Origin of the sequence: Pseudomonas sp. COR18, assembly GCF_048568395.1 — a bacterium.
Lineage (GTDB): Bacteria > Pseudomonadota > Gammaproteobacteria > Pseudomonadales > Pseudomonadaceae > Aquipseudomonas > Aquipseudomonas fuscovaginae_B.
Map to the genome: position 1 here is coordinate 6,650,061 of NZ_CP183808.1, position 26,377 is coordinate 6,676,437.

Consider the following 26,377-nt stretch of genomic DNA (forward strand, 5'->3'; position numbering starts at 1 on the left):
AGTGAAAAATGTTTAACTCTCACCTTAAAAAGGAGCTACAGCTACTCAAGGAGGAGATTAACGAGCTCCGCAGCAGACAAAATCTCATAAAAAACGAGATGCTGGAAGTTACAGTTGATCGCAACATGATCATCACGGCCGTCAACAGCAACTTCTCCAGCTTTGTTGGCCACGATCCAGACAAGCTCTTAGGTAACCCCCTGGGAAATCTCACGCCCAGTTACGTAAGAGACTTGCCTTGTTTCAAGAACTTTCAAAAAGCCATGAGCCTTGGCACAAGCGTTACAGATGAATATCGGTACATTGCAGCCAACGGCCAGATGGTTTGGATGAGAGCCATGTGGTGCCCTGTCAAAAACGAGACCGGCAGCGTTACCCACATGACAGCCTATGGCTGCAATGTGACGCAGAATGTAAACAAGTCAAGAGAGAACGAAGAGCTCATTCAAGCGCTGTATAGATCAACGGCAGTCATTGAGTTCAACCTGGACGGCACAATAATCAATGCCAACCAGAACTTTCTGAATACCGTAGGGTATTCGCTCGAGAGCCTATCAGGAAAACACCACAGGATATTCTGCGACCCCGAATATGCCTCCTCACCCGCCTACCAGGAACTGTGGAAAAGGCTGAATGACGGTCATTTTGTCGCCGAACGATTCAAGCGAATTGACAGTTCAGGCCGAGAACTCTGGTTGGAGGCTTCCTACAACCCCGTTCGCGACACTACCGGCAAACTCTACAAAATCGTGAAATTTGCCACAGCCATCACCGACCAGGTAAACCGGGAAAGGGAAGTCAGCTCGGCGGCCGGGATTGCCTACGAGGTCTCGCGCAAAACGGACAGTTCGGCCAAAAAAGGTGCGGAAGCCGTTCAGGACACCGTTGACACGATGAACAAGATAGTCGCGCAGGTCTCCAACGCCTCAGAGGGCGTTGAAGCCCTTGGTCATCAGTCACACCTGATCACCTCTATCGTTTCGACGATTGGAGGTATCGCGCAACAGACAAACCTGCTGGCCCTGAATGCTGCCATCGAGGCCGCTCGCGCGGGCGACCAGGGTCGCGGGTTTGCAGTCGTTGCGGACGAAGTTCGAAAACTGGCAGGAAGAACCAGTACCGCAACGGAAGAAATTGTCGAAGTTGTCCAACGAAACAATGCCCTGGTGGCGGAGGCGGTGACCAGCATGAGTGAAAGCCGTCGGCAAGCGGAAATAGGGCTTTCACTGGCCAGCCAGGCAGGAAACGTCATCGTCGAGATCCAGTCAGGAGCACAAGAAGTGGTCAGCGCGGTAGGAAGATTTGCCAACCATCTCTCTAACGAGGGGTGACAGCAAAATACTGTAGCGGTCCTCCCATCACTGCGGTACTGACGCCCAGGCACTCATTACCCACGTCATCAGGCGGGCAAGCCCGCCGATGACTTCACCAAGGCATTTCCACCTTGACCCAAGAGCAGGCCACTCAGTGGCCCTGACGATGCAGGCTATTGAAGCGCTCGTAATGCATGCTCACGGGTTGTACACCTTCATGAAGTGTCTTGTTCCAACACCTTGTTCATAAAGATAACGGCAAGCGTGCCGATACTCCAAAAGCACTCCAGTCACTGCACGCTGTTTTTGACGATGAGCAAGGAACACAAAATGATGTCTACTCGTCAGAACGCACTCAAAGCAGCAGACGTCATCCTGTGCGGATTGGTGTGCCTGGCAGGGCTGGCCATCACCTTTCTGGTACTGACTCTGTTCGAAAGGTCAGAGCAGCGTACCGTTAGCGTTGCTTTTGAGCTGGAGGTCGACGAGAGATTCAGTCGCCTGCAACGACGCTTTAATACCCAGGTCCTGAAACTGGATGTTGTGAGGCGTTTCTTTATCAACGCCGACGATGTCACTGAAAGGGAGTTTTTGGGATTCGTCACGCCCCTGGTCGGAGAGGACGAATCCTATGGCTGGGTACCGAGGATTCTCGAGAAGGACCTCCAGGCTTTTCGCGCCAAGGCGCTTGGTAACGGCACCAGTGATTTTTCATATCATGAAATGAATCCCGTCACCGGCGAGAGAGCCCCCCTCACCCACCGGCCGGAACACTTGATATTGCTCTACTTATTGAAGCGCGATGACGTAACGATCATGCCCGGGATGGATGTTCTGGCTCGCCCGGGCCGCCAAGCCTTGATGAGCAAGGCACGAGAAACACGTCAAATAGCCGTGTCGGAACCGTTGGAAATGACCAATGGGCAGTCGGGAATTTTCTTTGTCGCACCTGTCTTCAGCGAGTCCCCCAAGGCTTCCTTGAACGATGATGATTTGCAGGGATTCGTTGTCTCCACCGTGCGCTTGGCTTCTTTGATGGAACAAGGGATTCCATTGCCAAGTCTGCAACGACTGAACGTGACGCTTTCATTGAGCGACACGCAGCATCAAGGGGAAACCATTTATCACAGCTCGACCCCTGCTGCCCCTTCAGGGCTGTACGCGCAGCGGCTGCTGAAAGTAGCCGACCAGAATTACCTGATCCAGTTCAGACCCAGCTCGGCCTTTCTGCTCAGCAACAGCTACGCCCTGTCCACCAACCTGATCATCGTGTTCGGAGCAGGGCTGACACTGCTGCTGACCTCGATGGTGTACATGCTGATCACGCAGCGCGCCCGTGCGCTCTTGCTGGTTGATGAACGCACACAAGACTTGCGTCTGTTGAACATCACCGACCACCTGACCGGCGTCTATAACCGCCGATACTTCGAAGAATTGATGGAAAGCCTGCTCGTCGAGGCTACCGTGCAATACCGCCCTCTGTCGCTGATCATGTTTGACGTCGATCACTTCAAACAGATCAACGACCGCTACGGCCATCAGTGGGGTGATAACGTTCTGAAGTCGTTGTGCACACGGATACGTTCGGCCACACGCAAAACCGATCTGTTGTGCAGAACGGGCGGAGAAGAGTTTGCATTGATCTGCCCGGATACCGAACTGGACGATACGAGACTGCTGGCAGAAAAGCTTCGAGCTCTGATAAGCAACCTGCCGTTTGACGATATTGGACAGGTGACTTGTAGCTTCGGCGTTGCGACGTGGACTCCATCAGAATCGTTTGACGCCTTCGTCCGGCGTGCCGATACCGCGATGTACAGAGCCAAATCAAGTGGTAGAGATCAAGTCCAGCTTGCCGAGGTGTAGCAGAGCGGCTGCCGGGGTCCAACACCACCAAGCAGCACGCCGGAAGATCATCTTCACCAACAGCCCGCCGACCGAGGGGACTATTGCGGCTTTTCCCGACGATAAGGTGAGGCCTCACCCGTACTAGGCCCATCGTGTCCCCGCCACATCCCATGACAGCGCCTGCTGCTCTCTCACGTGACTCCAGGTGCCGTGGTCCAGGCGGTACATGACCATTGTCTTGAAGATCCGCTTGTTGACGCCTTCGTACTCGATCAGCGTGACCAGCAGCGGAACGTCGGCCTCCCAGTATTGCTCAATGTAAGCCAGCTGTTTTTCGATGGTGCCCGTGGGCGCATAGCTGAACAGAAAACAGAACTGGGGGCGTTCCTTGAGGGCCGCATCAGAGAGCTTTTTCGGCTCGTTGATTCGGTACTCGCGAGGCGTCGTCCACTCCCACTCGGCAAAGACTACCGCGCCCTTGTGCGAATCGCGGATCACCGCATCGGTCCGGCCACTGGATTCAAAATGAGCGTAGTACCCCATCAGGTCGGCGACCCGGCGTACGGTGTAGCCGGTATGGATGTTCCAATCCGAGGTCGAGCCCCAGTCCCGACTGTAGCCATCCAGGGGGAAGTCGCGGTACCAGCAATAGGCAAACAGCGTCGAGAAATCGTTGAGCAGGTCCGTCTTCATGTGTCATATCCTTTTGGGCCAGTGAAATGCTGAGCCCTTGATAAAACCCTCAACCTCGCTTTTTTGCGCCTTTGGGCCCCGCTGCACAGGTATGATACGCGCCCGAAGCCGTCCGCTGGAGGCGGTGTGTTTGAGCACAGGAAGTCCCATGAAAAAAATGCTGTTCGGTGTGTGTCTGCTCTCACTGGCCGGTTGCGTCAGCTCGCCCGATACCACCTTCACCCAGGCCACCCCAGGCTGCAAGTCGTCCACCACTGAGGTCAACGGAAAACCGGTCACCACGCAGTTCTGCATCAAGTCCATCGCCTTCAAACCCTCGCAATACCGAGTGGCTGTCAACGACCAGGTGCTGTTCACCGGTACGGATTACCAACGCGTAGCCTTCACCAAAACCATCAAGGAAGGCCCGGCCAAAGGTGGGTGCGATGAGCTGATGCAATTGCAGGGCTCAGGTTCCAAGCCGGTACTCTTGAACCAGTTGCCCGCCGAATTGGTGGCCGGTTGCCGAATTACCGCCGACGCGGCCGGAAATGCCCAGCCCTTCAGCAAAGACGCCGCCTGCGACAAGGTGTTCTACAAGTCGCTGGTGTCGTTGCTGGGGAAAGTGACGCCGGTTGAAGTGGCCCGCCAATGCACCGTAGCGATCGGTGAGCAAAAAGTGTTTGACCAGCGTTTCGATTTTTAGAGAACGCAGCTGGAGCGGAGGAATGGGTAGCGTTCCTCTGCTCTGGCCGTCAGTCGAGATTGTAGTGGTCAACTCATCCCGGACACAGAATTGAGTTTTTCTTCCGCAACCGCCGGCGGTACGAAGCCGTTGTGCTGATGCGGTCTTGTCCAGTTGTACCGCTGCATGAGGTAAGCGAGCCGGTTCCCGTCCATCATCATGGTCAGGGCCCCCCTGATCATACACAACGCTGCATGATGAGGCCCAAGCTCTATGGGAGCGCAAGGTCCGCATCGCAGCGAGCTCACTGTCGTATCGATCGAGAAACTATTCGACGTGCCTGCCGACCGGCTTTATAGTTCCGTTTAGTGGAACAGATGTGACCCGTATGAGCGAATACGAAGTGAATGAGCATGGCGTTCCTCAGTATCCCAAGGGGCATGCTGGACGGCTGTTTGTGACCCTGGCCGCGATCGACCGCCTGGAGCGTGCGACGACTACCAGCGTTGCGGCGTTGACGGGGCTTAGCAAAGGCAAGATTGACGACTACGTGCGAGTACTCAACCTAGAGTTCGGCACACGTATTGTGAAGCAAGGTCCCGAATTTCGTATTGAGTCTTGGGGAGAGGTGTTGAAGCGAGCCGGTGTCAGAAAGGCTCTTCAGGCCCCCTTTGACGGGGCAAACCCGACGCCTACTGAAGCTCAGAATGATCGACAGGAAACCTCATGAATATCAAGAAGCTGCACATAAAAGGCTTTAAGAGCTTGGCTGATTTTCAGCTTAAGGATGTCTCGCCGTTTCTGGTATTTGCAGGTGCCAATGGCTCTGGGAAAAGCAACATTGCCGATGCTCTGGCATTCATGGGGGCAGTCGTCAAATTCGGTGCGTCACAGGCCAGGACGCAGTTTGGAGGCTTTTCTCAGATTCACTGTTACAAGTACCGCAAGGAGCTGCGCACCAGCATCAGTTTCTCCATGGAGGTTGAGCTGGATGGCAACCTCCACGATTACAGCCTCACGATCCGCTCCCTGGACAAGAAACCTCAGTTGGCAGAGATGTTGAAGGTGGATGGCAAACTGTTGATTGATCGACGTCCGGGGGCGGATTTAAAAGTCCAAATGGGCGAGTCGACGGGTCTCCAAAGCCTGCCTGACTACCCGCAGGATCTGGCGGCACTGATGCTGTTGGGGCAGAGTCCACTTCGTGCGTTTTTGACCAATACCAAGGTGTTCCGTATTGATCCGATGGCGGCGAAGGAGCCGGATAGTTCGACCACCGATACCACCGAGCTGGACACTCAAGGGAAGAATGTTACGTCCATGCTGACTGTCCTTGAGAAGGACCCTGATTTCAGGGACCAAGTCCTGGAATGGATGGAGCTGATCGTCCCCGGAATGGAAAGCCTCTCCACTGAGAAGCAACGCTTGGATGGATCGACGGTCATTACCTTCAAGGAGTCAGGAACAAAAACACGCTTTCCGGCAAAGCTGGTGTCAGATGGCACGATCTATGTGCTGTGCATTCTGACTGCCGTACTAAGTCGTACGAGCAAGACGGGTATCACCATCATTGAGGAGCCAGAACGCGGCATTCATCCCAAAGCCATTGGTGAGCTGGTACAACTGATGCGCGATAGCGCTTCAGTCAAACATCCTGTTTTTCTGACCACACACAGTGAGTCGATTGTCCGCAGCCTGGAGACCACAGAGCTCTATTTCGTCAGTAAGCAGGACGGTAAGACCCGCAGTCAAGCCGCTTCAAACGCGGGTGTTAAGAAAGCTCAGATCCCTCTCGATACGGCCTGGCTGACCAACCTCTTTGACGGAGGATTACCATGGTAAAGGCCGGTTTTATCGTGGAGGGCGCCAGCGAAAGAATCGTCGTTGAGTCGCTGTCATTCAGAACGTTGTTGCAGTCCTGCGGCTACGAGTTGGTCACGCCGGTGGTCGATGCGAACGGTGGGGGTAACCTGCTACCCCATAACATCGAAGCGTTTGTCGATCGACTGGATGAAGCGGGGGCGCAAGAGATTTTCATCCTCACGGACTTGGAGGATGAAGCTCATGTGCAGACGGTCAGAGACCGGGTGTCCCATCAGCGCATTCGCTTTGCGTTTGTGGCCGTCAAGGCACTGGAGGCTTGGTTCCTGGCAGACACCCAGGCCATGAACGCCTGGCTGAAAACTGATGATTTTTTTGAAGAAGCGCCGGAGCAAACAGCAGAAAAACCCTGGGAGAGAGTCAAGCAGGTTGCTGCACAGCGAGGTGCTCGAGGGCCTGGCAGCAAAGTCGCTTTTGCCAAAAAGGCTGTCACACACTGGGGATTCAGCGTCGAGCACTCATCGGCTCACCCTTCCTGCCCCAGTGCACGGGAGCTGATTGAATTCCTTCGCAATAACCGGTGACCGCCCAGTGCCAGACGTGACGATGCACTGGCTCGAGGCCGTATGACCTGTCGTAAACCGCAAGCTGCTTTGGCGAGTTTGCGACCCTTGGGGCTCGCTTGCATCCCCATGCCTCTGGCCCGTCCGGGGCCGGCTCGCTCCGCTTGCTTGGGACGACTCCGAGACAACGGATGCCAAAAGCCTGGTGATTAATCCGCACTGGGTTCACGAAGGTTAAGTCAAGCTGTTCTATCAGAATAAGATCAAGAAAGCCGCTCAAACAACGGCAACCCATTTATCTGAGGCCGAGCAAATAAATAACCTTGCATCAAATCAATACCCAGCGCCACCAAAGCTTGGCTCTCTTCGTCAGTCTCAATCCCTTCGGCAATAAGCGTAATGCCCAATCGCTTGGCCACCAATACGATGCCGGCGACGATGGCTTGGCGAACCAAATCCTGATTGATTCCCCGAGTGAGTGCCATATCTAGCTTGAGTACAGCAGGCTGAAACTCTGCGAGTAGATTCAGCCCTGAGTAACCCGAGCCAAAATCATCTATTGCAGTGGTGAAGCCCTGTCGCTCGTACTCCTTGAAGATTGACTTCAAGTGCTCGGTGTCTTCGATCCGCTCGCCCTCGGTCACTTCGAACATGAGCAGGTTGGCGGGGAAGTTGAATGTTCGAGTTGCCTCTAAGGTAGCCCGAATGCAAGTGTTGGCACGGTAGACGGCATTTGGCAGAAAGTTGATGCTCAACTTACAGTCTGTCTGCCGCCCCAACCCCAGTGCAGCCGCTTGCTCGATGGCTTTCACGCGACAGGCCTGATCAAAGCGGTACAAATTGTCGGGGGATACCTTGGCCAAAATTTCCCCAGCGCTTTCGCCCTTCAGACCGCGAACCAGTGCCTCATAGGCGAACGGTCTGCCTGAGGGCACATGGATTATGGGCTGGAATGCCATGGTAATTTCGAAATCCAGGCTGGCAAGATCACGACATTGGGAGCAACCAATCGCTAAAAAGGGCTGGGGAAAAACAGGCTTGCTCATAGAATATCGTCGAGATCAGGAAGTATGTCTGTGCAGGATGCTCGAATATGCACATTAAGCCAATCTCTTCCCGTCCAATCCATCGACGGATGGACTGACTGCCCAAACGTTTTCGGCCTTGTGCGATTGATAGTCGACGACGGTTCGATACAGAGGGTCAGCATAACGTGGTGACCAGGATCTTGCCGACATGGGCCATGACGTTGCGCATGAAGTGCACGCGGCAGCGCTGCCAGGTGGTGTGGAAAACCTTGGAAACGGCGGCCTTGAGGCCTTCGTGGGCATCGGAGATCACCAGCCTTACGTCCCGCAGGCCCCGTCGCATCAGGCTGCGCAGGAAGTCCGTCCAGAACGGCTCTGCCTCCGATGGACCGACCCGCATGCCCAGGATTTCACGCCCACCATTGGTGTTCACGGCCACGGCGATTATGACGGCGACCGAAACGATACGCCCGGCCTCCCGCACTTTGACGTAGGTCGCGTCGATCCAGAGGTAGGGCCAGTCGCCTTCGAGGGGGCGGTCGAGAAAGGCGTGGACGCGTTCGTCGATCTCGCCAGCCAGCCGTGACACCTGGCTCTTGGAGATGCCGGTCATGCCCATGGCCTTGACCAGTTCATCGACCGAACGCGTCGAGACGCCTTGGATGTAAGCCTCCTGAATGACCGCTGCCATGGCCTTTTCGGCAATGCGCCGTGGCTCCAGGAAGCCTGGGAAATAGCTGCCTTGGCGCAGCTTGGGAATCTTCAGATCAACATCACCGGTGCGGGTTTGCCAGAGGCGATCACGGTAGCCGTTGCGGCTGTTTGTCCGGTCAGGGCTTTTGACGTCGAAGCCGGCGTTGCACAGGCCTTCGACATCGAGGTCCATCATGCGCTGAGCGACGTACTGGATCATTTGCTTGAGCAGATCAGCGTCTGCCCCTTTCTCAACCAACTCGGTCAATGCGATAGTGGGCTTGGGCATCGTGATTTCCCTGGTGTTCGTTAGGTCTTCGCAAACTCAACGTTAGCCAAGAACCACGATGACCATCCTCTTTCGCCCGCAGGGCGCCTTCGGTTGGTTCAGTTACACCACTTCTCGGGACACGATCATCAGAAAGCGGAACAGTTGTACGCGACATAAGGGTACACCCCCTTTATCGAACTGGCTGTTGTACCCCTAAACGGCTGGATTTCCGTGTACAGGCCTGGAATCTGATGGAAGGCAAAAACGAAAAAACCCGCCAGAAGGCAGGTTTTTCGGGGGTTCCAGAGATCTCGTAAGCGCTCTATGGAATCTGAGATGGTGCCCGAAGCCGGGGTCGAACCGGCACGTCCTTTCGAACGGGGGATTTTAAGTCCCATGCGTCTACCAATTTCGCCATTCGGGCGGCAGCGCGGTGAAGCGGTCGACACGGCGGCTCATGCGGAGCTGGAGAAGCTCAAGGCCTCTCGGTACCGGTGCGACAAGGGCACGAATATATACATCCCCTCCCCTTGAAGCAAGTTCACCGGCGCCAATTTCCCGTATTCGACACATTTCGCAAGCTTATGATTTTCAAGGGATTGCGTTCTGATTCGGATGAAGCGGTGAATCAGGGAAACACTTGCCCGTCATCTTCCCGCTTTTTCATTGCCGGCACTACCCGTTTTCAGGGCGGCAGCATCGGTCCCTGCCGATCCAACTCACGGAATTTTCCCTGGAGAAACTGATACAGGGCCTGCACCGAGGCGGAAATCTGCCGACGATGAGGACACACCAACTGCAGCCGGGTGCTCTCGCCATGATATTCGGGCAGCAACAGTTCCAGGCGCCCGGCCGCGATATCGGCGCGTACTTCCAGCCAGGCCTTGTAGATGATGCCCTCACCCGCCAGCGCCCAGTGCCGCACCACATCGGCATCGTCACTGAACAGCGTGCCCGTCACCGAGACGTCCCGGCGCTGGCCGTCCTTGTAGAACGCCCATTTGTCGTAGTAGCGACCTTGCAGCACGTAGCAGAGGCAATTGTGTCCGGCCAGCTCATCGAGGCTGCGCGGGCGCCCGTGGGCTTTCAGGTAGGACGGGGCCGCCACCAGCACCCGGCGATTTTCCGCCAGGGGCAAGGCGACGAAACTCGCATCCTCGAGTTGACCGTAACGGATCGCGACATCGACGGGATCACGGAAGACGTCGGAAATCTGGTCGGAGACGGACAGGCGCAGAATCAACCGCGGATGCAGGCGGCGAAACTCGATCAGCCAGGGTGACAGCAGGTTGCGCCCGAGGTCGGAGGAAACCGCCATCTGCAGAGTACCCTGCAACTCCAGGCACTCGACATGCAGTTGCTCGCGCCCTTCGCGCAGGGTCTCCAGCACACCGCGTGCATACGGCAGGTAGCGCTCGCCTTCGGCGGTCAGGCGCAGGCTGCGGGTCGAGCGGGCGAACAGGCAGATGTCCAGCTCACGTTCCAGGCGCTGGATCGCCGCGCTGACCTGGCCAGGCAGCAGGTCCACCTCGCGGGCGGCATTGGAGAAGCTGCCCAGGGCGGCGGAGCGAACGAAAAGCGCCAGGTCATCGAATCGGATCATTTTCACACCGGGAGTGAAAGAGCTAACCGATCTTACCCCTTTATCTCTCCGAGCACGAAGATCAGAATCAGCGCCAATCCCTCATCCCGCTTCCATGGAGTTCCTGATGAACCTCGCGCACATCACCGCCCAGCGTTACACCACCAAGGCCTTCGACGCCTCGAAACGCATTCCCCAGGCCGCCATCGACGAACTGCTGACCCTGCTGCGCAACGCCCCTTCATCGGTCAACTCGCAACCTTCGCACTTCATCGTGGCCTCCACCGCCGAGGGCAAGGCGCGCCTGGCCAAGGGCGCCGAGGGACGCTTCGCCTACAACGAACCGAAGATACTGAATGCCTCCCACGTGATCGCCCTCTGTACCCGCACCGGCATGAGCGACAGCCACCTGGAGAAGGTGCTGCAGCAGGAACAGGCCGACGGACGCTTCGCCAGCGATACCGCCAAAAGCGGCCAGCAACAGATCCGCTCGGGCTTCGTCGACCTGCACCGCTATGAGCAGAAAGACCTGCAGCACTGGATGGAGAAGCAGACCTACCTGGCCCTTGGCACTCTGCTGCTCGGTGCCGCCGCGCTGGGTATCGATGCCACGCCGATGGAAGGCTTCGATGCCAAGGCGGTGGATGCCGAACTGAACCTGCATGCACAAGGCCTCACCAGCGTGGTACTGGTCTGCCTGGGCTATCGCAGCGACAGCGACTTCAATGCCAGCCTGCCGAAGTCGCGCCTGCCGGAAGACTATCTGTTCACTCACCTCGACTGATCGGGCTCAGCCAAACCGGTTTGCCTCAGCTTGCCAGGCCATGGCCTGGCGAGCCCTTGCGGCCCGCAATCCGCTTGCCCTCCTGCAACCCCACCTCCTGCGCCTGCCCGTCGCGCTGCTTGCCCTGTCGCGCCTGCCCCACCAGCCGGGGAATCAGCGGCCCTTCCGGCAGATGCCGCCAGAAACGCCCCGGCATGTGCTGGCGCATCGCATCGGGATTGACCCGGGCCGGGTTGAAAATGTGCCGGTAGTAGGTCAGCCACAATTCAGCACCGGGATCATCGGCATGCCGGGCCCATTGGCGCCACTGCTCGGGGCAGTGGCGCCGGTAGTCGAGGGTTTCGCCATCGAAACGGATGCCATCACGCGGCGTCGCGATCAGCCAGCGTTGCCGGCCCATTCGTTCGGCGAAATGCCCGCTGGCACTGGCGAGAATGTCATGGGCCGGCTCATGGAAGGCCACCAGGTCCAGTTGCAGCCGCTCGGCCAGGGCCTCGGGCAGCGGCACGAAACGCACGAAGGCATGCAGGTGATGGGCCTCGCGACCGACCTGGCGGATCCGTCGTTGCAACTCGCTGCCCAGGCGGTCGCCGGCGAGCATGGCGGTGCGGTCGCCATGGGCGACCCGCCAAAGCACCTCATAGAGCAGATTCCAGCGCTGCTCGCCACGGTAGCGGGCGGCCTGTTCGAGATGCGCCAGCAAGGCCGCCGGCACCCGCGCACAGAACACCCCCGGGCCCGTGGGCAACGGGGTGGATCCGGCCAGCAGGTCGGCCATCGGCCCCTGGCTCCAGGTCACGTCGACCGGGTCGATACCATGACCGAGCAGCACCCGCGCCTGGTCACGCCAGGTCGCGAAATCATCGTCACAGTCCAGCGCGATCATCCCCACAACCCCATCTGCAGGGGTGCCTGGGGCTCGCGCAAGCGACTGCGCAGTAGGCCGCTGCAGGCTTCCGCCTGGGACGGCCGATAGTCGCTGGTGACAATGAACGGCCGGGCCTTGTCCAGCACGCAACGCAGCTGGATCAGGTCGTCGTAGCGAATGCGCCGCTCCCGCCGCAGCGCGACCATGCGCTGCACGCTGCGCAGGCCGATCCCCGGAATGCGCGCCAGCAACGCCGGTTCGGCACGGTTCACATCCAGCGGAAAGACCTCGCGGTTGGCCAGCGCCCAGGCGAGCTTGGGGTCGATGTCCAGCGCCAGGTTGCTCGACTGTTCCAGCAGTTCGCCCGCCTTGTAGCCGTAGCCGCGCATCAGGAAGTCGGCCTGGTACAGGCGGTGTTCACGCAGCAAGGGGGGCGCAGCCAGCGGTACGCTGTCGGGGCTGTCGGGGATCGGGCTGAACGCCGAGTAGTAGACGCGCCTGAGGCCATAGCCCTGGTAGAGCGATTCGGCGTTGCGCAGGATGGTGCGGTCGTCCGTGGCATCGGCGCCGACGATCACCTGGGTGCTCTGCCCGGCCGGGGTGAAACGCGGCGCCCTGGCCTCGCCCGCCACCGCCTGCTGGCCGAGGTGTATGGTCCCCATGGCCTGGCGGATGGTGGTCACCCGCTTCTCCGGCGCCAGGCGCTTGAGGCTGGCCTCGGTGGGTAGCTCGATGTTCACGCTCAGGCGGTCCGCCAGGCGCCCGGCCTCCTCGATCAGCAGCGGGTCGGCGTCGGGAATGGTCTTGAGGTGGATGTAGCCACGGAACTGGTGCTCCTCGCGCAACAGCCGCGCCACCCGGATCAGTTGCTCCATGGTGTAGTCGGCCGAGCGGATGATGCCGGAGCTGAGGAACAGCCCGCTGATGCAGTTGCGCCGGTAGAAATCGAGGGTCAGGCGCACCACCTCCTCCGGCGTGAACCGTGCCCGCGGCACATTGCTGGAACGGCGGTTGACGCAGTACTGGCAATCGTAGAGGCAGAAGTTGGTCAGCAGCACCTTGAGCAGCGAGACGCAGCGGCCGTCCGGGGTGAAACTATGGCAGATGCCCATGCCGTCGGTGGCACCGAGCCCGTCACGGCCACGGGAACTGCGCTTGGGCGCGCCGCTGCTGGCGCACGAGGCATCGTATTTGGCGGCGTCGGCGAGAATGCCGAGCTTGGCGATGAGTTGCATGGGACATACTCGAATACTGATTATCCATACAGTATTCCGAGATCACGCCACATGCAAGCGCCACCCGGCAAAAGGCCCGTTCAGCACGTCGCAAAAACAGAAAAGCCCGAGGCGATCACTCGCCCCGGGCTTTCAGACAGCCGGGCTCAGTAGTCGATCAGACCTTGACGATCCAACCGGCTGGCGCCTCGATGTCACCGGTCTGCACGCCGGTCAGTTCCTTGTACAGGCGCTGGGTCACCGGGCCGACCTCGGTTTCGCTGTGGAACACGTGCAGCTTGCCCTGGTATTCGATGCCGCCGATCGGCGTGATCACCGCGGCGGTACCGCAGGCACCGGCTTCGGTGAAGTCGCCGATCTTGTCGATCAGCACATCGCCTTCCACCACTTTCAGGCCCAGGCGCGATTCGGCCAGCTCGATCAGCGACAGACGGGTGATACCCGGCAGTACCGAAGGCGACTTCGGCGTGACGAACTCGTTGTTGGCGGTGATGCCGAAGAAGTTGGCCGAACCCACTTCCTCAATCTTCGAATGGGTCAGCGGATCCAGGTAGATGCTGTCGGCGAAGCCATTTTTCTTGGCTTCGGAGCCCGGCAGCAGGCTGGCCGCGTAGTTGCCGCCGACCTTGGCTGCACCGGTGCCCTGGGGGGCTGCGCGGTCGTAGCTGGAGATCACGAAGTTGTGCGGCTTCATGCCGCCCTTGAAGTACGGGCCGACCGGGATGCAGAAGATCGAGAAGATGAACTCCGGTGCGGTACGCACGCCGATGTTGTCACCCACGCCGATCACAAACGGACGCAGGTACAGCGCACCGCCAGTGCCGTACGGCGGAATGAAACGCTCGTTGGCCTTGACGACCTGGCGGCAGGCCTCGACGAAGGCTTCGGTCGACGGCGCCGGCATCAGCAGGCGGGCACAGCTGCGCTGCATGCGTGCGGCGTTCTGGTCAGGCCGGAACAGGTTGATCGAACCATCCTTGCAACGGTAGGCCTTCAGGCCCTCGAAGCACTGCTGGCCGTAATGCAGCGCGGTCGAGCCTTCGCTGATGTGCAGGACGTTGTCTTCGGTCAACACGCCATTGTCCCACTCCCCCTTGCGGAAGTAAGACAGGTAGCGCTTGTCGGTCTTGATGTAGTCGAAACCCAGCTTGTCCCAGTTGATGCTTTCCTGACCCATGACACCCTCAATCTGATAACTGCCCGGATACCCCGGGTTTATGACTTTTTTGCGCAGACCACCACAATACTCTATTCGGACAGGAAATCGCAGCCTGGACGATGTGCATGTCCTACATGCGTTTATGCGTGGTTCCCACGACGTGCTGATATTCAGTCGATACCGGCCGCCAGCACGGCCGATCGGCCCAGGCGATACTGGTTGTTGCCACTGCGCTTGGCGTCGTACATCGCCAGGTCGGCGATGTGGATCAGGGTGTCCATGCTCACGGCATGATCGGGGAAAACCGCCACGCCCAGGCTGGAACCGATACGAATCGGCTGTTCGTCGAGGCTGATCGGTACCGACAGCTCGATCAGCACCTTCCCACACAGGCGATGAATCTCTTCCGACAGGCCAATCCCCTGTTGCGCCAACCCCTCGAAAATCAGCACGAACTCGTCGCCGCCGATGCGCGCCACGGTATCGGAGACCCGCATCAGGTTCTTCAGGCGGTTCGCGGTGGCGATCAGTATCTGGTCGCCGGCGGCGTGACCATGGGCATCGTTGATTTCCTTGAAGCCGTTCAGGTCGAGAAACACCAGGATCACCCGCGTTCCGCCATCACGGGCACGCTCCAGGGCCCGGGACAGCCGTTCCTCCAGTACCAGGCGATTGGGCAGCCCGGTCAGGGCATCGTTGTGGGCCAGGGTATGCAATTGGCTGGCCCAGGCCTTTTCCTCGGTGATGTCGCGGACCACACCCATCATCTTGACCACCGAATCGTGGACGTTCTTCACCACGTTACCGGTCTCGCGCAGCCAGTGGATACTGCCATCCGGCCAGATCACCCGGTATTCCTCATCGTGGTTCTCACCGGTCTCGATGCAGCGCAACTCGCCGGCACGTACCCTGTCCCGGTCATCGGGGTGCACGCTGGCGCAAAACAGTTCGTAGGACGGCACCACTTCGTCGACCTTGTAGCCGAACATGCCGTAGATGGCTTCCGACCAGTAGAGCTTCTCGGTATCGACATCCCAGTCCCAGGTGCCGATCCGGGCGAAATACTGGCTGCGCCGGAAACGCTCGGCATCGTCACCGGTCTCGCCGCGCCGGTTGCACTCGCTCAACCGGTGCAAGAGCGTCCGGCACTCGGCCAGCTCCCGGCGAGCCTGGCGCCCGCGCCACCAGAACACGACGATCAGGGCAACCATCGACACCGCGACAAACGCCTCGATCCACTCGCTCATCCGTGAAAACCAGTCAACTTGAACATGGGCACGCAAAAGGTAAATAGCCAGTGGCTATCTTAATCCATGCTCAAGGTGCGCCATAGCGGTTTAGTGGCAATGTGCCTCGACCCTCGACCGAGGTCACGCCGGCCGCCGGCAAGCGCCGCGTAAAGACAGCCCGTCGACGCCCGTCACTCTTCTTGTTCGAGAGAGTCGATTTTGCTATACCTGCACGCTGTTTTTCACCCGCAATAACAGTCGCCTCTCCCGCATGTTGCTTGTGTTGATCCGAACGGACCGCCACGCCCCGCCTGCTCGGCGAAATCACCCTGCTCGACATCCACCACGCCCTCGGCGCGCCGAGCTGGAAATCATTCATGGGGTAGCCCCCCTGGAGAAGTCATGACAGAGACAGAACTGCAGGTCACCGACCTGCTCGAAGGCGACGGCAAGGCTGTGGTCAAGGGCGCGCTGATCACCACCCAGTACCGCGGCACGCTCGCCGATGGCAGCGAATTCGATTCTTCCTACAGCCGCGGCAAGCCGTTCCAGTGCGTGATCGGCACCGGCCGGGTGATCAAGGGCTGGGATATCGGCCTGATGGGCATGAAGGTCGGCGGCAAGCGCCGGCTGTTCGTGCCGGCGCACCTGGCCTATGGCGAGCGCGGCATGGGCTCGCGGGTGGCGCCCGGTGCCGACCTGACGTTCGAGATCGAACTGCTGGAAGTGCTGACCCGCGACGATTGAGGCGCTCAGGCGACCAGCCGCAGTTGCATGACGATGGTGCGTTCCTCGCCGTGCCAGACATCACGCACAGCCTCGAACCCCAGCCGTGCGTAAAAGCCTTCGGCGGTCACCGTCGAGGGCACCTTCAACCACCCGACACCCGCCTCCCGGGCCAGCCGGACCACCTCGGCCAACAGGGCCCGGCCGACGCCGGAGCCCTGGGCCCGCGGCGCCACGAACACGCTGCGCACCACCTCGCCATCGAGGCTGGCGGTGCCGATGATCCGCTCTCCCTGCTGGGCCACCAGCATGCTCCGAATGCCCAGCAGGCTGCGCACATCCTGCGGGCCGAAGCGCTGTTCGACGCGGTCGATCACCGCTGCCGGATAATCCGCGGCATTGCTCTCACGCAGTGCCTGGATGATCACCTGGCTGATGGCTTCGGCATCCTCGTCACGGGCCAGGCGAATGCTGTACACCATGGGGCTGAACCTCAAGCATCCGTTCACTGAAGGCACTATCCTACGCGCCGCGACCAGTGCGCAAGGGCAAGCTTGTTCCCCGGGAAACCCTGCGACTATGCTTGGTTTGCCGCCCGCCTTTCGCCCACCGGAGATGACCTCATGCCCGACCCGCAAGTCGACAGCGCCCTGGAAACCCTGCTGCCCCTGATGGCCGGGCAACCCTTTCTGGTGCTGACCGGTGCCGGCATCAGCACCTCCTCCGGCATCCCCGACTACCGCGACAGCGCCGGCGTACGCCGGGGCAAGGCGCCGATGATGATCCAGGAGTTTCTCGGTTCGCCCCAGGCCCGCCGTCGCTACTGGGCCCGGGCCATGCTCGGCTGGCCACGGGTGCGCCAGGCACGGCCGAATGCCGCCCACCGGGCGCTGGCCAATCTGCAGGCGGGCCAGCACCTGAGCGGCCTGATCACGCAGAATGTCGATACCCTGCACGACCAGGCCGGCAGCCATGACGTGATCGAGCTGCATGGCAGCCTGCACAAGGTGTTGTGCCTGGATTGCGGCATCCGCCTGGAGCGCGATGCCGTGCAGCACGCGCTGGAAACACAGAACGCCTATCTGCTGGAGATCGAGGCGGACCAGGCGCCCGATGGCGACACCCTGCTCGATGCCCATTTCGAGTCGGACTTCCAGGTCCCCCGCTGCCCCCACTGCCAGGGCGAGCGGCTGAAACCGGATGTGGTGTTCTTCGGCGAAAACGTCGCCCCGGCGACCGCCAGCCGCGCCCTGGCCTGCACCGAGCAGGCGGCGGGGCTGCTGGTGGTCGGCTCGTCGCTGATGGCCTATTCGGCCTTTCGCCTGTGCAAGCGCGTGGCCGAACGCGGCAAGCCGCTGATTGCCATCAACCTGGGCAAGACCCGCGCCGATGAACTGCTGGACTACAAGTTCGCAGCCTCCTGCGAGCAATTGCTGCCCTTGCTTGCCGAACACCTGGGCTGACCGGCCAGGCTTCGCACTGTCGACTCAACCCGGAATGGTCAGCCCCTTGATCACCGCCGGCCGGGCGAGGAACGCCTCCAGTGCGCGGGTGACGTGGGAGAAGTCCTGGATGCCCACCAGCTCGCCGGCCTCGTAGAAGCCGATCAGGTTGCGAATCCATGGGAAGGTGGCGATATCGGCGATGCTGTAGTCGTCGCCCATGATCCAGCGGCGGTTCTCCAGACGCTGGTTGAGCACCCCCAGCAGTCGCCTGCTTTCGGCGACATAACGGTCGCGTGGCCGCTTGTCCTCGTAGTCCTTGCCGGCGAATTTGTTGAAGAAGCCGAGCTGGCCGAACATCGGGCCGATTCCGCCCATCTGGAACATCAGCCACTGGAGGGTTTCATAGCGGGTCGCCGGGTCCACGGAGAGGAAACGACCGGTCTTCTCGGCGAGATAGACCAGGATCGCCCCGGACTCGAACAGCGGCAACGGCTGGCCGCCCGGGCCATCCGGGTCGATAATGGCAGGAATCTTGTTGTTGGGGTTCAACGACATGAACTGCGGGGTCAACTGGTCGTTGGTGGCGAAGCTGACCAGGTGCGGCTCGTAGGGCAGGCCCAGCTCTTCGAGCAGGATCGACACCTTGACGCCGTTGGGGGTCGGCAACGAATACAGCTGGAGGCGGTCTGGATGTTGAGCGGGCCATTTTTGCGTGATGGCGAACGACGAAAGATCGGTCATGAAAGGCTTCCGGCTGGCGACTGGGAACAACGTTCGAGCCGATTATAGGCACAGCCTGCGGGCCCGCTCACCCTGTCTGAGCCGGCAATTTGCGATACGGATGATCATCAACCCGTGAGTCTGGAGATACCCATGAAAGCGAGAACCCTGAGCCTGTCACTGTTGACGGCAGCCCTGCTGGCCCTGGGCGGCTGCTCGACGCCCACGGTCGTGACCTTGCAGAACGGCACCCAGTACCTGACCAGGGACATGCCGAAGACCCACGGTGCCGATGGGTTCTATGAGTTCCGGGACATCTCCGGGAAGAAGGTGCGGGTCAAGGCCGACGATGTCGCGACGGTCAAGGCGGAGGATTGAGGCGTCGACTCCGGGGGCTGTTCGCGGGCAAGCCATGCTCGCAGAGAGGGTCGCGCAAGGCCAGAAAGATCAGCGGAAATCCCGGCTGCGCACGGTGATGTCCGCCAGCATCGGACTCAGGTCGCTCAGGCGTCCGGCAATCACATTGCGCACCTCGCCCTCGGTTTCCAGGCGCCCATCCACCCTCAGCAATTGCGAACCCACCAGCACCTGTCGCTGGCGTTCGGCCAGGTCGCGCCAGACCACCACGTTGGTGTTGCCGAACTCGTCTTCCAGGGTGACGAAAATCACGCCGCTGGCCGTACCCGGACGCTGGCGGCCGGTCACCAGGCCAACGATGCTCACCGGTCGCCCATGTTCGAGCGCCAGCAGTTCCCGCGAACTGCGGCAGCGCAAGGCACGCAGTTGCCCACGCAGCAAGGCCAGCGGATGCGGTCCGAGGGTCGTGCCCAGGCTGGCATAGTCGGCCTGCAGGTCCTCGCCGACACTTGGCCGCGGCAGGGCCACCGCGGTCTCGGCCTCCCGTGACAAGCCGGCGAACAGGCCCAGTTGCGGGTCGACCCCGGCCACTTCCCAGCGGGCCCGGTAACGATTGCCCGCCAGGCCACGCAGGGCACCGGCATCCGCCAGCAGCTCGCGGGTCCGGCCATCGAGCCGCGCCCGCTCGATCAGGTCGGCAATATCCGCAAAGCCCCTGCACTGCCTGGCCACCTCGATCTGCCGCGCATCCTCCTCGCGAAACCCGCGGATCATCCGCAGCCCCAGGCGCAGCGCCGGCTGCGGCCCCTCGTCCGGCTCCAGGCTGCAATCCCAGGTACTGGCGCGGACATCCACCGGACGAATCCGCAAGCGGTGACGCCGGGCATCCTGGAGGATCTGGTCCGGACTGTAGAAGCCCATCGGCCAACTGTTGATCAGCGCACAGGCGAACGCCGCCGGCTCATGGCACTTGAGCCAGCAACTGGCGTAGGTCAGCAGGGCAAAACTGGCGGCATGGGACTCGGGAAAACCGTAGCTGCCAAAGCCCTTGATCTGCTCGAAGATCTGCGCGGCGAACTCCGGCTTGTAGCCACGCGCCGCCATGCCATCGGCCAGTCGCTGACGATGGGGTTCAAGCCCACCGTGGCGTTTCCAGGCCGCCATGGAGCGGCGCAACTGGTCGGCCTCGCCGGGCGTATAGCCTGCCGCGACCACCGCGATCTGCATCACCTGCTCCTGGAACAGCGGCACGCCCCTGGTCCGCTTCAGGACTCCCTTGAGATCGTCTGACGGATAGGTCTCGGGCTCATGGCCGTGTCGCCGACGCAGGTACGGATGCACCATGCCACCCTGGATCGGCCCCGGACGGACAATCGCCACCTCGATCACCAGATCATAGAAGTTCTTCGGCTTGAGCCGCGGCAGCATCGACATCTGCGCCCGCGACTCGATCTGGAACACACCGATGGTGTCGGCCCGGCCGATCATTTCGTAGGTCGCCGCATCGTCCGCCGGAATGCTCGCCAAGGTCCAGCGCGGCCCGCCGCGATACTGCTGCACCAGGTCGAAACAGCGGCGCAGGGCGCTGAGCATGCCCAGGGCCAGTACATCGACCTTGAGCAGCCCGACCTTGTCCAGGTCGTCCTTGTCCCACTGGATGATCGTCCGCTCGGCCATGCTGGCGTTTTCCACCGGCACCAGGGTGTCCAGCGGCTGCTCGGAAATCACGAAGCCGCCCGGGTGCTGGGACAAGTGCCGGGGAAAACCGATCAGTTGCCGGGTCAACCCCAGCACCCGGCGCAACACCGGGCTGTCGGGGTCGAAGCCGTTTTCCCGCAGCCGCTCGGCCGACGGCGGCTCGTCGCTCCAGCGGCCGCAGGCATCGGCCAGGGCATTGACCTGGTCCGCGGGCAGGCCCAGCGCCTTGGCCACATCGCGCACCGCCCCCGCGCCGTGATAGGTGCTGACCACCGCGGTCAATGCCGCCCGCCCGCGGCCGTAACGACGGAAGACGTACTGCAGCACCTCTTCGCGGCGTTCGTGCTCGAAGTCGACGTCGATGTCCGGCGGCTCGTTGCGCTCGCGGGACAGGAAGCGCTCGAACAGCATGTTGGTGCGATCCGGGTTCAGTTCGGTGACCCCCAGGGCATAACAGACCACCGAGTTCGCCGCCGAGCCACGACCCTGGCAGAGGATGCCCTGGCTACGGGCAAACTGGACGATGTCCTGCACTGTCAGGAAATAGCTGTCGTAGTCCAGTTCGGCGATCAGCTTCAGTTCCTTTTCAATCAGATCCCGGACCCGCTGGCTGATCCCCTCGGGCCAGCGTCGGCGAAGCCCCTGCTCCGTCAGGTGGCGCAACCAGGAAGCCGGAGTCTGCCCCTCGGGTACCAGCTCGCGGGGATACTGGTAATTCAGCTGGTCGAGGGTAAAGCGGCAACGCCGGGCAATCACCAGGCTCTCGGCCAGCAAGGCTGGCGGATAGAGACCGCGCAGGACATCGAGGCTGCGCAAATGCCGTTCGCCATTGGCATACAACTGCTGCCCGGCATCGGCCACGCGCACGTGCAGGCGGATGGCGGTCATGGTGTCCTGCAAGGCACGGCGGCTGCGCACATGCATATGCACGTCGCCGCTGGCCACGGCAGGGATCGCCAGTGTCGCGGCCAGGGCCTGCAGGCGGGCCAGGCGCCCTTCATCGTCTTCGCCGCAATGCAGCTCCACCGCCAGCCACAGCCGTTCGGGAAAACGCTCGCGCAACCAGCGCCCATCGGCCTCGGCCAGGTCCGGGCCCGGTAGCCACAGGGCCAATAGCCCCGACAGCGCCTGTTCGAAATCCTCGCGCAGCACCTGGTATCGGCCCTTCTCCACCCGCCGCCGGGCCTGGGTGATCAACCGGCAGAGCACCTGGTACCCTGCCAGGTCCTCCACCAGCAGGACGACACGGGGGCCGTTCGCGATCCGCATCTCGCTGCCGATGATCAGCGGCAAGCCGGTGTCCTGCGCTGCCTGCCAGGCACGCACGATACCGGCCAGGGTGCACTCGTCGGTAATCGCCAGGGCTTGATAACCCTGCTCCCGAGCCCGCTCGAACAGTTCCCGGGCACTGGAAGCACCGCGCTGGAAGCTGAAGTTCGACAGGCAATGCAATTCGGCGTATTCGCCACTCATGCGAACCAGCCCTGCAGCAGCAGCGGGCCGCCCTCACCTGCCGGACGATAGGCCCAGCCCTGCCGGCCGCCACGGATCTCGACCCGATAGTAGTCGCGGCGCACATCCGCGCCGTCCCACCAGCCCGACTCGATGCGTTCCGGCCCGAGCAACACCCGCGCCGCCTGCTCGGGCAGCGGCAGCGGTTCCCTGAGCAACCAGCCCGGACGCAGCGGCCCGGCCTGAGACAGTGGGCCCGGCGTACTGGCGGCCAGCGGCTGCCAGGCGCATTCGGGACGGTGGTCGGCCTGGAAGCACAGGCCCTGCACGGCCTCGTCGCCCAGCCGGGCGCGCAGGCGTTCGCGCAGTTGCTCCCAGGGCAAGGACTGTTGCGGGCGTTCGTCGAACAGCTCGCGGTGTTGGGGGACGAACGCCGGCAGGTCCTCGGCCTCCAGACGAAAACCGCGCACCGCCGACTCGACCTGGATCTGCTCCAGGCGCCCACGGGCCAGTTCGAACAGCATCGCCGGGTCACGTTCGGCACTGAGCAGACCGACCTTGATCCGTGTGTCGGCGCCTTCGGCATGTTCCAGCAGCATGTCGAAGCGCTGCACACCGCTGTCGCGGCCACAGAGAAACGCCGCCAGGTCGCCGGTCAACCGCCGCAGGGGAAACAGCAAGGCCTGGTGGGACGTCACGTCGAAGTTCAGTTCGATCCGCGCGGCGAAACGATCCGGCGGCTGGTAGAACGCCAGGACCAGCGGCCGCTCGCCCAGCAGGGTGTCGATATGCTTGAGCAGCGACGCCTCGAAGCGCCGGGCCAGGCTGTGCCGGGGCAACGCCAGCACCTGCTGCAGGGTGCGCAGGCCCATGCGTGACAAGGCCGTGGCCGCGCCCTGCTCCAGCCCGACCCGGTCGATGGACAACTGCCCCAGGGCCTGTCGCAGGGCGGCCTCGTCGGCCAGGGCCAGGCCATCGTAGGCATTGGCCAACACCCGGGCCGCCGCCGGATGGGGCGCAACCACGATCCGGTGACGAAAACCCAGTTCGGTCAACTCCCTGCGCAGGCGCGCCTCCAACTGCGGCCAGGGGCCGAACAGGCCCAGGCTGGACTCGATTTCGAACAGCAGGGCCCGGGGATAACGCAGGCTGACCTGGGAACTGAAACCGTAGGCCCAGGCGGCGAGCAACTGCTGCCACTGCTCGATCTCGGCAGGGTCGTATTCGGCCGTGGCGAACGCCTTGGTCAGCGCATGGGCGGCCGTCAGCGATTGTCCGGGGCGCAGGCCCAGGGCCCGGGCCGAGGCGTTCACCGCCTGCAGCACCCGCCGTTGCGGCGAACCGCTCAGCAGCGCCAGTGGCGCATCGGGCTCGGGGATGCGCCGCAGCACACCGTCCAGCGCCAATTGCGGGAACACGATGCAGACCCAGCGCATGCCAACCTCAATGCCCCGCGCCGAAGGCGATCGGTGCCGGATAGGCCAACCCACCCCGGCACTTGAGCACGCGCAACTGCGCGGGCCTGCCATCGATGGCGAGCCGCAGGGAAGCGGGCGACGGGTTGATCGCCTCCTCCAGCGAGCGATAGGCGAATGCCAGGGTCTGGCCACTTTCCGCCGCCACCTGCAAGCGCCGCAGCGCCCGGTCATCGGCCTGTTGCGGCCAGCACAGCACGGCACCGCAACTGCCGGAGCGCAGGCACTGCTCGGCGGCCCACAGGGCATCACGGGGAGCGGCCTGGATCACCGACAACTGCCGCAGGTCCACGCCAGCGCCGAGCCAGGCCTGGGGGTAAGGCACATGGGGCGGCGCCACCAGCACGACTCGCTCACCGCTGGCCGACAGGCGCGCCAGGGTCGGCCAGAGCAGTTGCAACTCGCCCACGCCCTCGCCGGCGATGAGGATCTCCGTCAACGCCGACTCCGGCCAGCCACCGCCGGGCAGCACCGCATCCAGCCGGGCATGCCCGGTCGAGGGCAGGCGGGCGGCCTGTACCGCCGGCCGGCCCTTCCAGACCCGCCGCTCATCGAGCAGCGAATCGAGCGCGACCACGGCACCCATCAGCCTTGCCTCACCAGGCCGCAGAACACCCCTTCGATGGCCAGTTCCTGGTGTTCAGGGTCGACGACGATCGGGGCATAGGCCGGGTTGCGGGCCAGCAGGCGGATACCGGTCGCACTGCGTTCGAAACGCTTGATGGTGACTTCGCCATCGAGCCGGGCGACGACGATCTGGCCGTTGCGCACCTCGACATTGCGCCGCACCGCCACCAGGTCGCCATCGAGGATGCCGTCGCCAATCATCGAATCACCCTGGACCCGCAACAGGAAGTCCGGCGTGCGGGAAAACAGCGCCGGGTCGAGCCACAGGCGCTCGTGAACCTGCGCATCGACATCGATCGGCCGCCCCGCCGCCACCCGCCCCAGCAGCGGGATTTCCAGCAGGGCCGGACGTGCGGGCTGGTTGAGCAGGCGGATGCCCCGCGCCTGATGGGCATTGACCTCGATGAAGCCGGCCTCGGCCAGGGCCACCACGTGCTTGCGCGCCACGCTGCGCGAGGCGAAACCAAAGGCCTCGGCGATCTCGGCGAGGCTCGGGGGCTGGCCGTGGTCCGCGATGCGTTCGCGGATGAAGGTCAGGATGGCGGAACGGCGGGGAGTCAGATTCGTCATGGAGTACATTTGTACTCCTGTGGGATTTTCCTGACAAGAGCCGCCAGTCGCTCGCCGGCCATGGATCGCTCCCAGGCCGTCACCCAGGCTGCGGAACCCGCTCCAGCGAATCACTGAAAACGCCATGAACCGAACCGACCTACAGACTTATCTCACCAGCCAACTACATGTAAGAAAACACCTGAATAACCAGAATAAAAACAACAAACCTCTTTAATCCGAAGAAACCTAAAGAATATTGAAAATGGAAATCCAGCCGTTATATTCAAACCCGGCAAATAGCAAACCCCCTCTACAACCCTTTGAATCCAAAGCTTCAGCAACCACAGATCAAAAAGGCAAGTCATAAGGCCAAGTCCAGCAAATGGACTTTCACGATAAAAACGGAAACTTGTGCCAGGAGGCCATCCCGCATGCATCCAAAACATCCGGCTGAACTCGACAACCTGTTCCAGCACAATACTTTCATGCCCGACGCGTCGCCCAACCGTTTCAGTCGCCTGCTGGACCAGATCGACCAGGACCGCTACACCACCCTCGCCACCCTCTATGCCGAAGCCTATCGCCTGTTTCCCGCCACGCCCGAACTCGGCGGGTTCTTCGCCAGCACGGCCAGCCTGATCCTGCTGCCAGCCGTCGAGCGACGGGCAACCCTCAATGAACCGGCCTTCCAGATCTGGGCACGCCGCTGCGTCTGCCTGACCTACCAGGTCCTCGACGGCCTGCAATCGGCTCGCGGGGTCCTGCTGGAGAGCCTGCGGGCCTTGCCGGAGCTGCTGCAGCGCCTCGCCCGGGCAGCCGCGGAGCACCAGCACGCCAACCGCCCACCCGTGCGCCGCTTCGATATCGACCCGCTGATCGCCGCCGAACTCGCGCCCTGCTACGAATTCCCGAGCGACGAGGCGACCCGCCAGCGCCTGGAGAACACTGGCTATTCCATCCATTTCTTCAGCGATGTGGTGAATGTCGCGCTGTCGCGCATCGCCCTGACCTGGCCCGGCTGTCACGAGCAGTTCCGTCACCTGGTCCGGCTCATCTGCTACCTGCCGGACAGTCACTTGGGCAGCGGCTCGGCCAGGCGCTACAGCGGCGCGATCCTGCTCTCGGCCAGGGACCACTCGCTGCTCGAGGTCGAAGAGTCACTGGTGCGCGAAACCGCCCACCAGTTGCTGTATTGCATCGAGGAGATCTGCCCGATCGTCGATCCCCAGGCCGATGAGGAACGCCTGTACTTCCTGCCCTGGTCGAACCGCCCCTGTGGCCTGGCCGAATATTTCCAGGCGTTCTTCGCCCAGCTCATGCGGCTCAAGTACCTGGAGCGCGTGCGCCAGCGCCCGGCCAGCGAAATGCAGCGCGCCGAGCACCACCTGGTGTTCATCCTGCGCGGCCTGGGCCGGGCCCTGGTGACGCTGACCGGCAGCCGCGAACTCACCGCCCGCGGCCGCCTGCTGCTGGACAACCTGGCCGAGGAGGTCCTGGCGCTGGAGCGGCATCATGCCAACCTGCTGGCTCGCAGCGGCCAGCTGTACGACATGCGCCTGGCGGTCTGAACACGC

23 protein-coding genes, 1 tRNA gene and 3 pseudogenes are annotated in these 26,377 nt (G+C 61.7%); 12 read left to right on the top strand and 15 right to left on the bottom strand.

The window, feature by feature from the left end:
- Nucleotides 1–98 precede the first annotated feature (98 nt).
- The 3 genes and pseudogenes from ACM62G_RS29790 to ACM62G_RS29800 all read left to right on the top strand — a co-directional run.
- Nucleotides 99–785, top strand: a pseudogene (locus ACM62G_RS29790) (PAS domain-containing protein); the annotation flags it as partial.
- A gap of 99 nt (nt 786–884) precedes the next feature.
- Nucleotides 885–1,331 (top strand): annotated as a pseudogene (locus ACM62G_RS29795) (methyl-accepting chemotaxis protein); the annotation flags it as partial.
- A 312-nt stretch (nt 1,332–1,643) separates the two neighbouring features.
- The gene (locus ACM62G_RS29800) at nt 1,644–3,179 is read left to right on the top strand and encodes a diguanylate cyclase (protein ID WP_419736300.1); all 1,536 of its coding nucleotides are present in this window, start codon (nt 1,644–1,646) and stop codon (nt 3,177–3,179) included.
- A gap of 123 nt (nt 3,180–3,302) precedes the next feature.
- Here ACM62G_RS29800 and ACM62G_RS29805 read toward each other — a convergent pair whose 3' ends face one another.
- Complete coding sequence (locus ACM62G_RS29805) at nt 3,303–3,854, bottom strand: hypothetical protein (RefSeq protein ID WP_273825673.1); 552 nt, start codon at nt 3,852–3,854, stop codon at nt 3,303–3,305.
- Between the two features lie 148 nt (nt 3,855–4,002).
- Between ACM62G_RS29805 and ACM62G_RS29810 the strand changes: the two genes are divergently transcribed.
- From ACM62G_RS29810 to ACM62G_RS29825, 4 genes are all read left to right on the top strand, one after another.
- Complete coding sequence (locus ACM62G_RS29810) at nt 4,003–4,539, top strand: hypothetical protein (RefSeq protein WP_419736301.1); 537 nt, start codon at nt 4,003–4,005, stop codon at nt 4,537–4,539.
- A gap of 367 nt (nt 4,540–4,906) precedes the next feature.
- Nucleotides 4,907–5,248, top strand: a complete 342-nt coding sequence (locus ACM62G_RS29815) for a hypothetical protein (protein ID WP_206542439.1) — start codon at nt 4,907–4,909, stop codon at nt 5,246–5,248.
- Nucleotides 5,245–6,360 carry an AAA family ATPase gene (locus ACM62G_RS29820; RefSeq protein WP_419736302.1) on the top strand — a complete coding sequence of 372 codons (1,116 nt, stop codon included), beginning with the start codon at nt 5,245–5,247 and terminating at the stop codon, nt 6,358–6,360. Before ACM62G_RS29815 ends, ACM62G_RS29820 begins: the two co-directional genes overlap by 4 nt.
- A complete protein-coding gene (locus ACM62G_RS29825; RefSeq protein WP_419736303.1) occupies nt 6,354–6,923 on the top strand; it encodes a hypothetical protein in 570 nt (189 codons plus the stop codon). The genes ACM62G_RS29820 and ACM62G_RS29825 overlap by 7 nt, the downstream gene beginning before the upstream one ends.
- A 242-nt stretch (nt 6,924–7,165) precedes the next feature.
- On the opposite strand, the gene ACM62G_RS29830 is transcribed toward ACM62G_RS29825, so the two are convergent.
- The 4 genes and pseudogenes from ACM62G_RS29830 to ACM62G_RS29845 form a co-directional block, all read right to left on the bottom strand.
- On the bottom strand, nt 7,166–7,948 hold the full coding sequence (locus ACM62G_RS29830) for an EAL domain-containing protein (protein WP_273825669.1): 783 nt from the start codon (nt 7,946–7,948) through the stop codon (nt 7,166–7,168).
- A 181-nt stretch (nt 7,949–8,129) separates the two neighbouring features.
- Nucleotides 8,130–8,912 (bottom strand): annotated as a pseudogene (locus ACM62G_RS29835) (IS256 family transposase); the annotation flags it as partial.
- Between the two features lie 319 nt (nt 8,913–9,231).
- Nucleotides 9,232–9,318: transfer RNA gene (locus tag ACM62G_RS29840), tRNA-Leu, on the bottom strand.
- A gap of 261 nt (nt 9,319–9,579) precedes the next feature.
- Entirely contained in the window at nt 9,580–10,497 is a 918-nt protein-coding gene (locus ACM62G_RS29845) for a LysR family transcriptional regulator (RefSeq protein WP_273825668.1), read from the bottom strand.
- A 106-nt stretch (nt 10,498–10,603) separates the two neighbouring features.
- Between ACM62G_RS29845 and nfsB the strand changes: the two genes are divergently transcribed.
- On the top strand, nt 10,604–11,260 hold the full coding sequence (nfsB, locus tag ACM62G_RS29850) for an oxygen-insensitive NAD(P)H nitroreductase (RefSeq protein ID WP_273825667.1): 657 nt from the start codon (nt 10,604–10,606) through the stop codon (nt 11,258–11,260).
- A 25-nt stretch (nt 11,261–11,285) separates the two neighbouring features.
- Here nfsB and ACM62G_RS29855 read toward each other — a convergent pair whose 3' ends face one another.
- The 4 genes from ACM62G_RS29855 to ACM62G_RS29870 all read right to left on the bottom strand — a co-directional run bounded on the left by ACM62G_RS29855 (nt 11,286) and on the right by ACM62G_RS29870 (nt 15,769).
- Entirely contained in the window at nt 11,286–12,146 is an 861-nt protein-coding gene (locus ACM62G_RS29855) for a TIGR03915 family putative DNA repair protein (protein ID WP_419736304.1), read from the bottom strand.
- The gene (locus ACM62G_RS29860) at nt 12,143–13,363 is read right to left on the bottom strand and encodes a putative DNA modification/repair radical SAM protein (protein ID WP_416773083.1); all 1,221 of its coding nucleotides are present in this window, start codon (nt 13,361–13,363) and stop codon (nt 12,143–12,145) included. Before ACM62G_RS29860 ends, ACM62G_RS29855 begins: the two co-directional genes overlap by 4 nt.
- Before the next feature lie 157 nt (nt 13,364–13,520).
- On the bottom strand, nt 13,521–14,540 hold the full coding sequence (locus tag ACM62G_RS29865; protein WP_054057947.1) for a branched-chain amino acid aminotransferase: 1,020 nt from the start codon (nt 14,538–14,540) through the stop codon (nt 13,521–13,523).
- Between the two features lie 152 nt (nt 14,541–14,692).
- Nucleotides 14,693–15,769, bottom strand: coding sequence for a diguanylate cyclase domain-containing protein (locus tag ACM62G_RS29870; protein WP_419736305.1), 1,077 nt, complete (start codon nt 15,767–15,769; stop codon nt 14,693–14,695).
- A gap of 384 nt (nt 15,770–16,153) precedes the next feature.
- Between ACM62G_RS29870 and ACM62G_RS29875 the strand changes: the two genes are divergently transcribed.
- On the top strand, nt 16,154–16,498 hold the full coding sequence (locus tag ACM62G_RS29875) for an FKBP-type peptidyl-prolyl cis-trans isomerase (RefSeq protein WP_273825663.1): 345 nt from the start codon (nt 16,154–16,156) through the stop codon (nt 16,496–16,498).
- A 5-nt stretch (nt 16,499–16,503) separates the two neighbouring features.
- Here ACM62G_RS29875 and ACM62G_RS29880 read toward each other — a convergent pair whose 3' ends face one another.
- On the bottom strand, nt 16,504–16,959 hold the full coding sequence (locus tag ACM62G_RS29880; RefSeq protein WP_054057944.1) for a GNAT family N-acetyltransferase: 456 nt from the start codon (nt 16,957–16,959) through the stop codon (nt 16,504–16,506).
- A gap of 141 nt (nt 16,960–17,100) precedes the next feature.
- Between ACM62G_RS29880 and ACM62G_RS29885 the strand changes: the two genes are divergently transcribed.
- Nucleotides 17,101–17,940 carry an NAD-dependent protein deacetylase gene (locus tag ACM62G_RS29885; RefSeq protein WP_419736306.1) on the top strand — a complete coding sequence of 280 codons (840 nt, stop codon included), beginning with the start codon at nt 17,101–17,103 and terminating at the stop codon, nt 17,938–17,940.
- A 24-nt stretch (nt 17,941–17,964) separates the two neighbouring features.
- Here the strand turns inward: ACM62G_RS29885 and ACM62G_RS29890 are convergent, their stop codons facing one another.
- Entirely contained in the window at nt 17,965–18,663 is a 699-nt protein-coding gene (locus ACM62G_RS29890) for a glutathione S-transferase N-terminal domain-containing protein (RefSeq protein WP_273825661.1), read from the bottom strand.
- A 132-nt stretch (nt 18,664–18,795) separates the two neighbouring features.
- Here ACM62G_RS29890 and ACM62G_RS29895 point away from each other — a divergent pair, with 132 nt between their 5' ends.
- Nucleotides 18,796–19,020, top strand: a complete 225-nt coding sequence (locus tag ACM62G_RS29895) for a YgdI/YgdR family lipoprotein (RefSeq protein ID WP_054061542.1) — start codon at nt 18,796–18,798, stop codon at nt 19,018–19,020.
- Nucleotides 19,021–19,089: 69 nt separating this feature from the next.
- On the opposite strand, the gene ACM62G_RS29900 is transcribed toward ACM62G_RS29895, so the two are convergent.
- From ACM62G_RS29900 to lexA, 4 genes are read right to left on the bottom strand one after another with little or no spacing between them, the layout of a single operon-like run.
- Nucleotides 19,090–22,170 carry an error-prone DNA polymerase gene (locus ACM62G_RS29900; RefSeq protein ID WP_419736307.1) on the bottom strand — a complete coding sequence of 1,027 codons (3,081 nt, stop codon included), beginning with the start codon at nt 22,168–22,170 and terminating at the stop codon, nt 19,090–19,092.
- The gene (locus ACM62G_RS29905; RefSeq protein WP_419736308.1) at nt 22,167–23,585 is read right to left on the bottom strand and encodes a Y-family DNA polymerase; all 1,419 of its coding nucleotides are present in this window, start codon (nt 23,583–23,585) and stop codon (nt 22,167–22,169) included. The genes ACM62G_RS29900 and ACM62G_RS29905 overlap by 4 nt, the downstream gene beginning before the upstream one ends.
- Nucleotides 23,586–23,592: 7 nt before the next feature.
- A complete protein-coding gene (gene imuA, locus ACM62G_RS29910) occupies nt 23,593–24,210 on the bottom strand; it encodes a translesion DNA synthesis-associated protein ImuA (RefSeq protein WP_054062560.1) in 618 nt (205 codons plus the stop codon).
- Entirely contained in the window at nt 24,210–24,830 is a 621-nt protein-coding gene (gene lexA, locus ACM62G_RS29915; RefSeq protein WP_054062561.1) for a transcriptional repressor LexA, read from the bottom strand. The genes imuA and lexA overlap by 1 nt, the downstream gene beginning before the upstream one ends.
- 404 nt (nt 24,831–25,234) lie before the next feature.
- Here lexA and ACM62G_RS29920 point away from each other — a divergent pair, with 404 nt between their 5' ends.
- Nucleotides 25,235–26,371 carry an aKG-HExxH-type peptide beta-hydroxylase gene (locus tag ACM62G_RS29920; protein WP_419736309.1) on the top strand — a complete coding sequence of 379 codons (1,137 nt, stop codon included), beginning with the start codon at nt 25,235–25,237 and terminating at the stop codon, nt 26,369–26,371.
- Nucleotides 26,372–26,377 lie beyond the last annotated feature (6 nt).

Bases quoted from the DNA above. Each gene is read 5' to 3' on its own strand.
- ACM62G_RS29800 (WP_419736300.1), top strand. From the start codon at position 1,644: ATGATGTCTACTCGTCAGAACGCACTCAAAGCAGCAGACGTCATCCTG.
- ACM62G_RS29805 (WP_273825673.1), bottom strand. From the start codon at position 3,854: ATGAAGACGGACCTGCTCAACGATTTCTCGACGCTGTTTGCCTATTGC.
- ACM62G_RS29810 (WP_419736301.1), top strand. From the start codon at position 4,003: ATGAAAAAAATGCTGTTCGGTGTGTGTCTGCTCTCACTGGCCGGTTGC.
- ACM62G_RS29815 (WP_206542439.1), top strand. From the start codon at position 4,907: ATGAGCGAATACGAAGTGAATGAGCATGGCGTTCCTCAGTATCCCAAG.
- ACM62G_RS29820 (WP_419736302.1), top strand. From the start codon at position 5,245: ATGAATATCAAGAAGCTGCACATAAAAGGCTTTAAGAGCTTGGCTGAT.
- ACM62G_RS29825 (WP_419736303.1), top strand. From the start codon at position 6,354: ATGGTAAAGGCCGGTTTTATCGTGGAGGGCGCCAGCGAAAGAATCGTC.
- ACM62G_RS29830 (WP_273825669.1), bottom strand. From the start codon at position 7,948: ATGAGCAAGCCTGTTTTTCCCCAGCCCTTTTTAGCGATTGGTTGCTCC.
- ACM62G_RS29845 (WP_273825668.1), bottom strand. From the start codon at position 10,497: ATGATCCGATTCGATGACCTGGCGCTTTTCGTTCGCTCCGCCGCCCTG.
- nfsB (WP_273825667.1), top strand. From the start codon at position 10,604: ATGAACCTCGCGCACATCACCGCCCAGCGTTACACCACCAAGGCCTTC.
- ACM62G_RS29855 (WP_419736304.1), bottom strand. From the start codon at position 12,146: ATGATCGCGCTGGACTGTGACGATGATTTCGCGACCTGGCGTGACCAG.
- ACM62G_RS29860 (WP_416773083.1), bottom strand. From the start codon at position 13,363: ATGCAACTCATCGCCAAGCTCGGCATTCTCGCCGACGCCGCCAAATAC.
- ACM62G_RS29865 (WP_054057947.1), bottom strand. From the start codon at position 14,540: ATGGGTCAGGAAAGCATCAACTGGGACAAGCTGGGTTTCGACTACATC.
- ACM62G_RS29870 (WP_419736305.1), bottom strand. From the start codon at position 15,769: ATGAGCGAGTGGATCGAGGCGTTTGTCGCGGTGTCGATGGTTGCCCTG.
- ACM62G_RS29875 (WP_273825663.1), top strand. From the start codon at position 16,154: ATGACAGAGACAGAACTGCAGGTCACCGACCTGCTCGAAGGCGACGGC.
- ACM62G_RS29880 (WP_054057944.1), bottom strand. From the start codon at position 16,959: ATGGTGTACAGCATTCGCCTGGCCCGTGACGAGGATGCCGAAGCCATC.
- ACM62G_RS29885 (WP_419736306.1), top strand. From the start codon at position 17,101: ATGCCCGACCCGCAAGTCGACAGCGCCCTGGAAACCCTGCTGCCCCTG.
- ACM62G_RS29890 (WP_273825661.1), bottom strand. From the start codon at position 18,663: ATGACCGATCTTTCGTCGTTCGCCATCACGCAAAAATGGCCCGCTCAA.
- ACM62G_RS29895 (WP_054061542.1), top strand. From the start codon at position 18,796: ATGAAAGCGAGAACCCTGAGCCTGTCACTGTTGACGGCAGCCCTGCTG.
- ACM62G_RS29900 (WP_419736307.1), bottom strand. From the start codon at position 22,170: ATGAGTGGCGAATACGCCGAATTGCATTGCCTGTCGAACTTCAGCTTC.
- ACM62G_RS29905 (WP_419736308.1), bottom strand. From the start codon at position 23,585: ATGCGCTGGGTCTGCATCGTGTTCCCGCAATTGGCGCTGGACGGTGTG.
- imuA (WP_054062560.1), bottom strand. From the start codon at position 24,210: ATGGGTGCCGTGGTCGCGCTCGATTCGCTGCTCGATGAGCGGCGGGTC.
- lexA (WP_054062561.1), bottom strand. From the start codon at position 24,830: ATGTACTCCATGACGAATCTGACTCCCCGCCGTTCCGCCATCCTGACC.
- ACM62G_RS29920 (WP_419736309.1), top strand. From the start codon at position 25,235: ATGCATCCAAAACATCCGGCTGAACTCGACAACCTGTTCCAGCACAAT.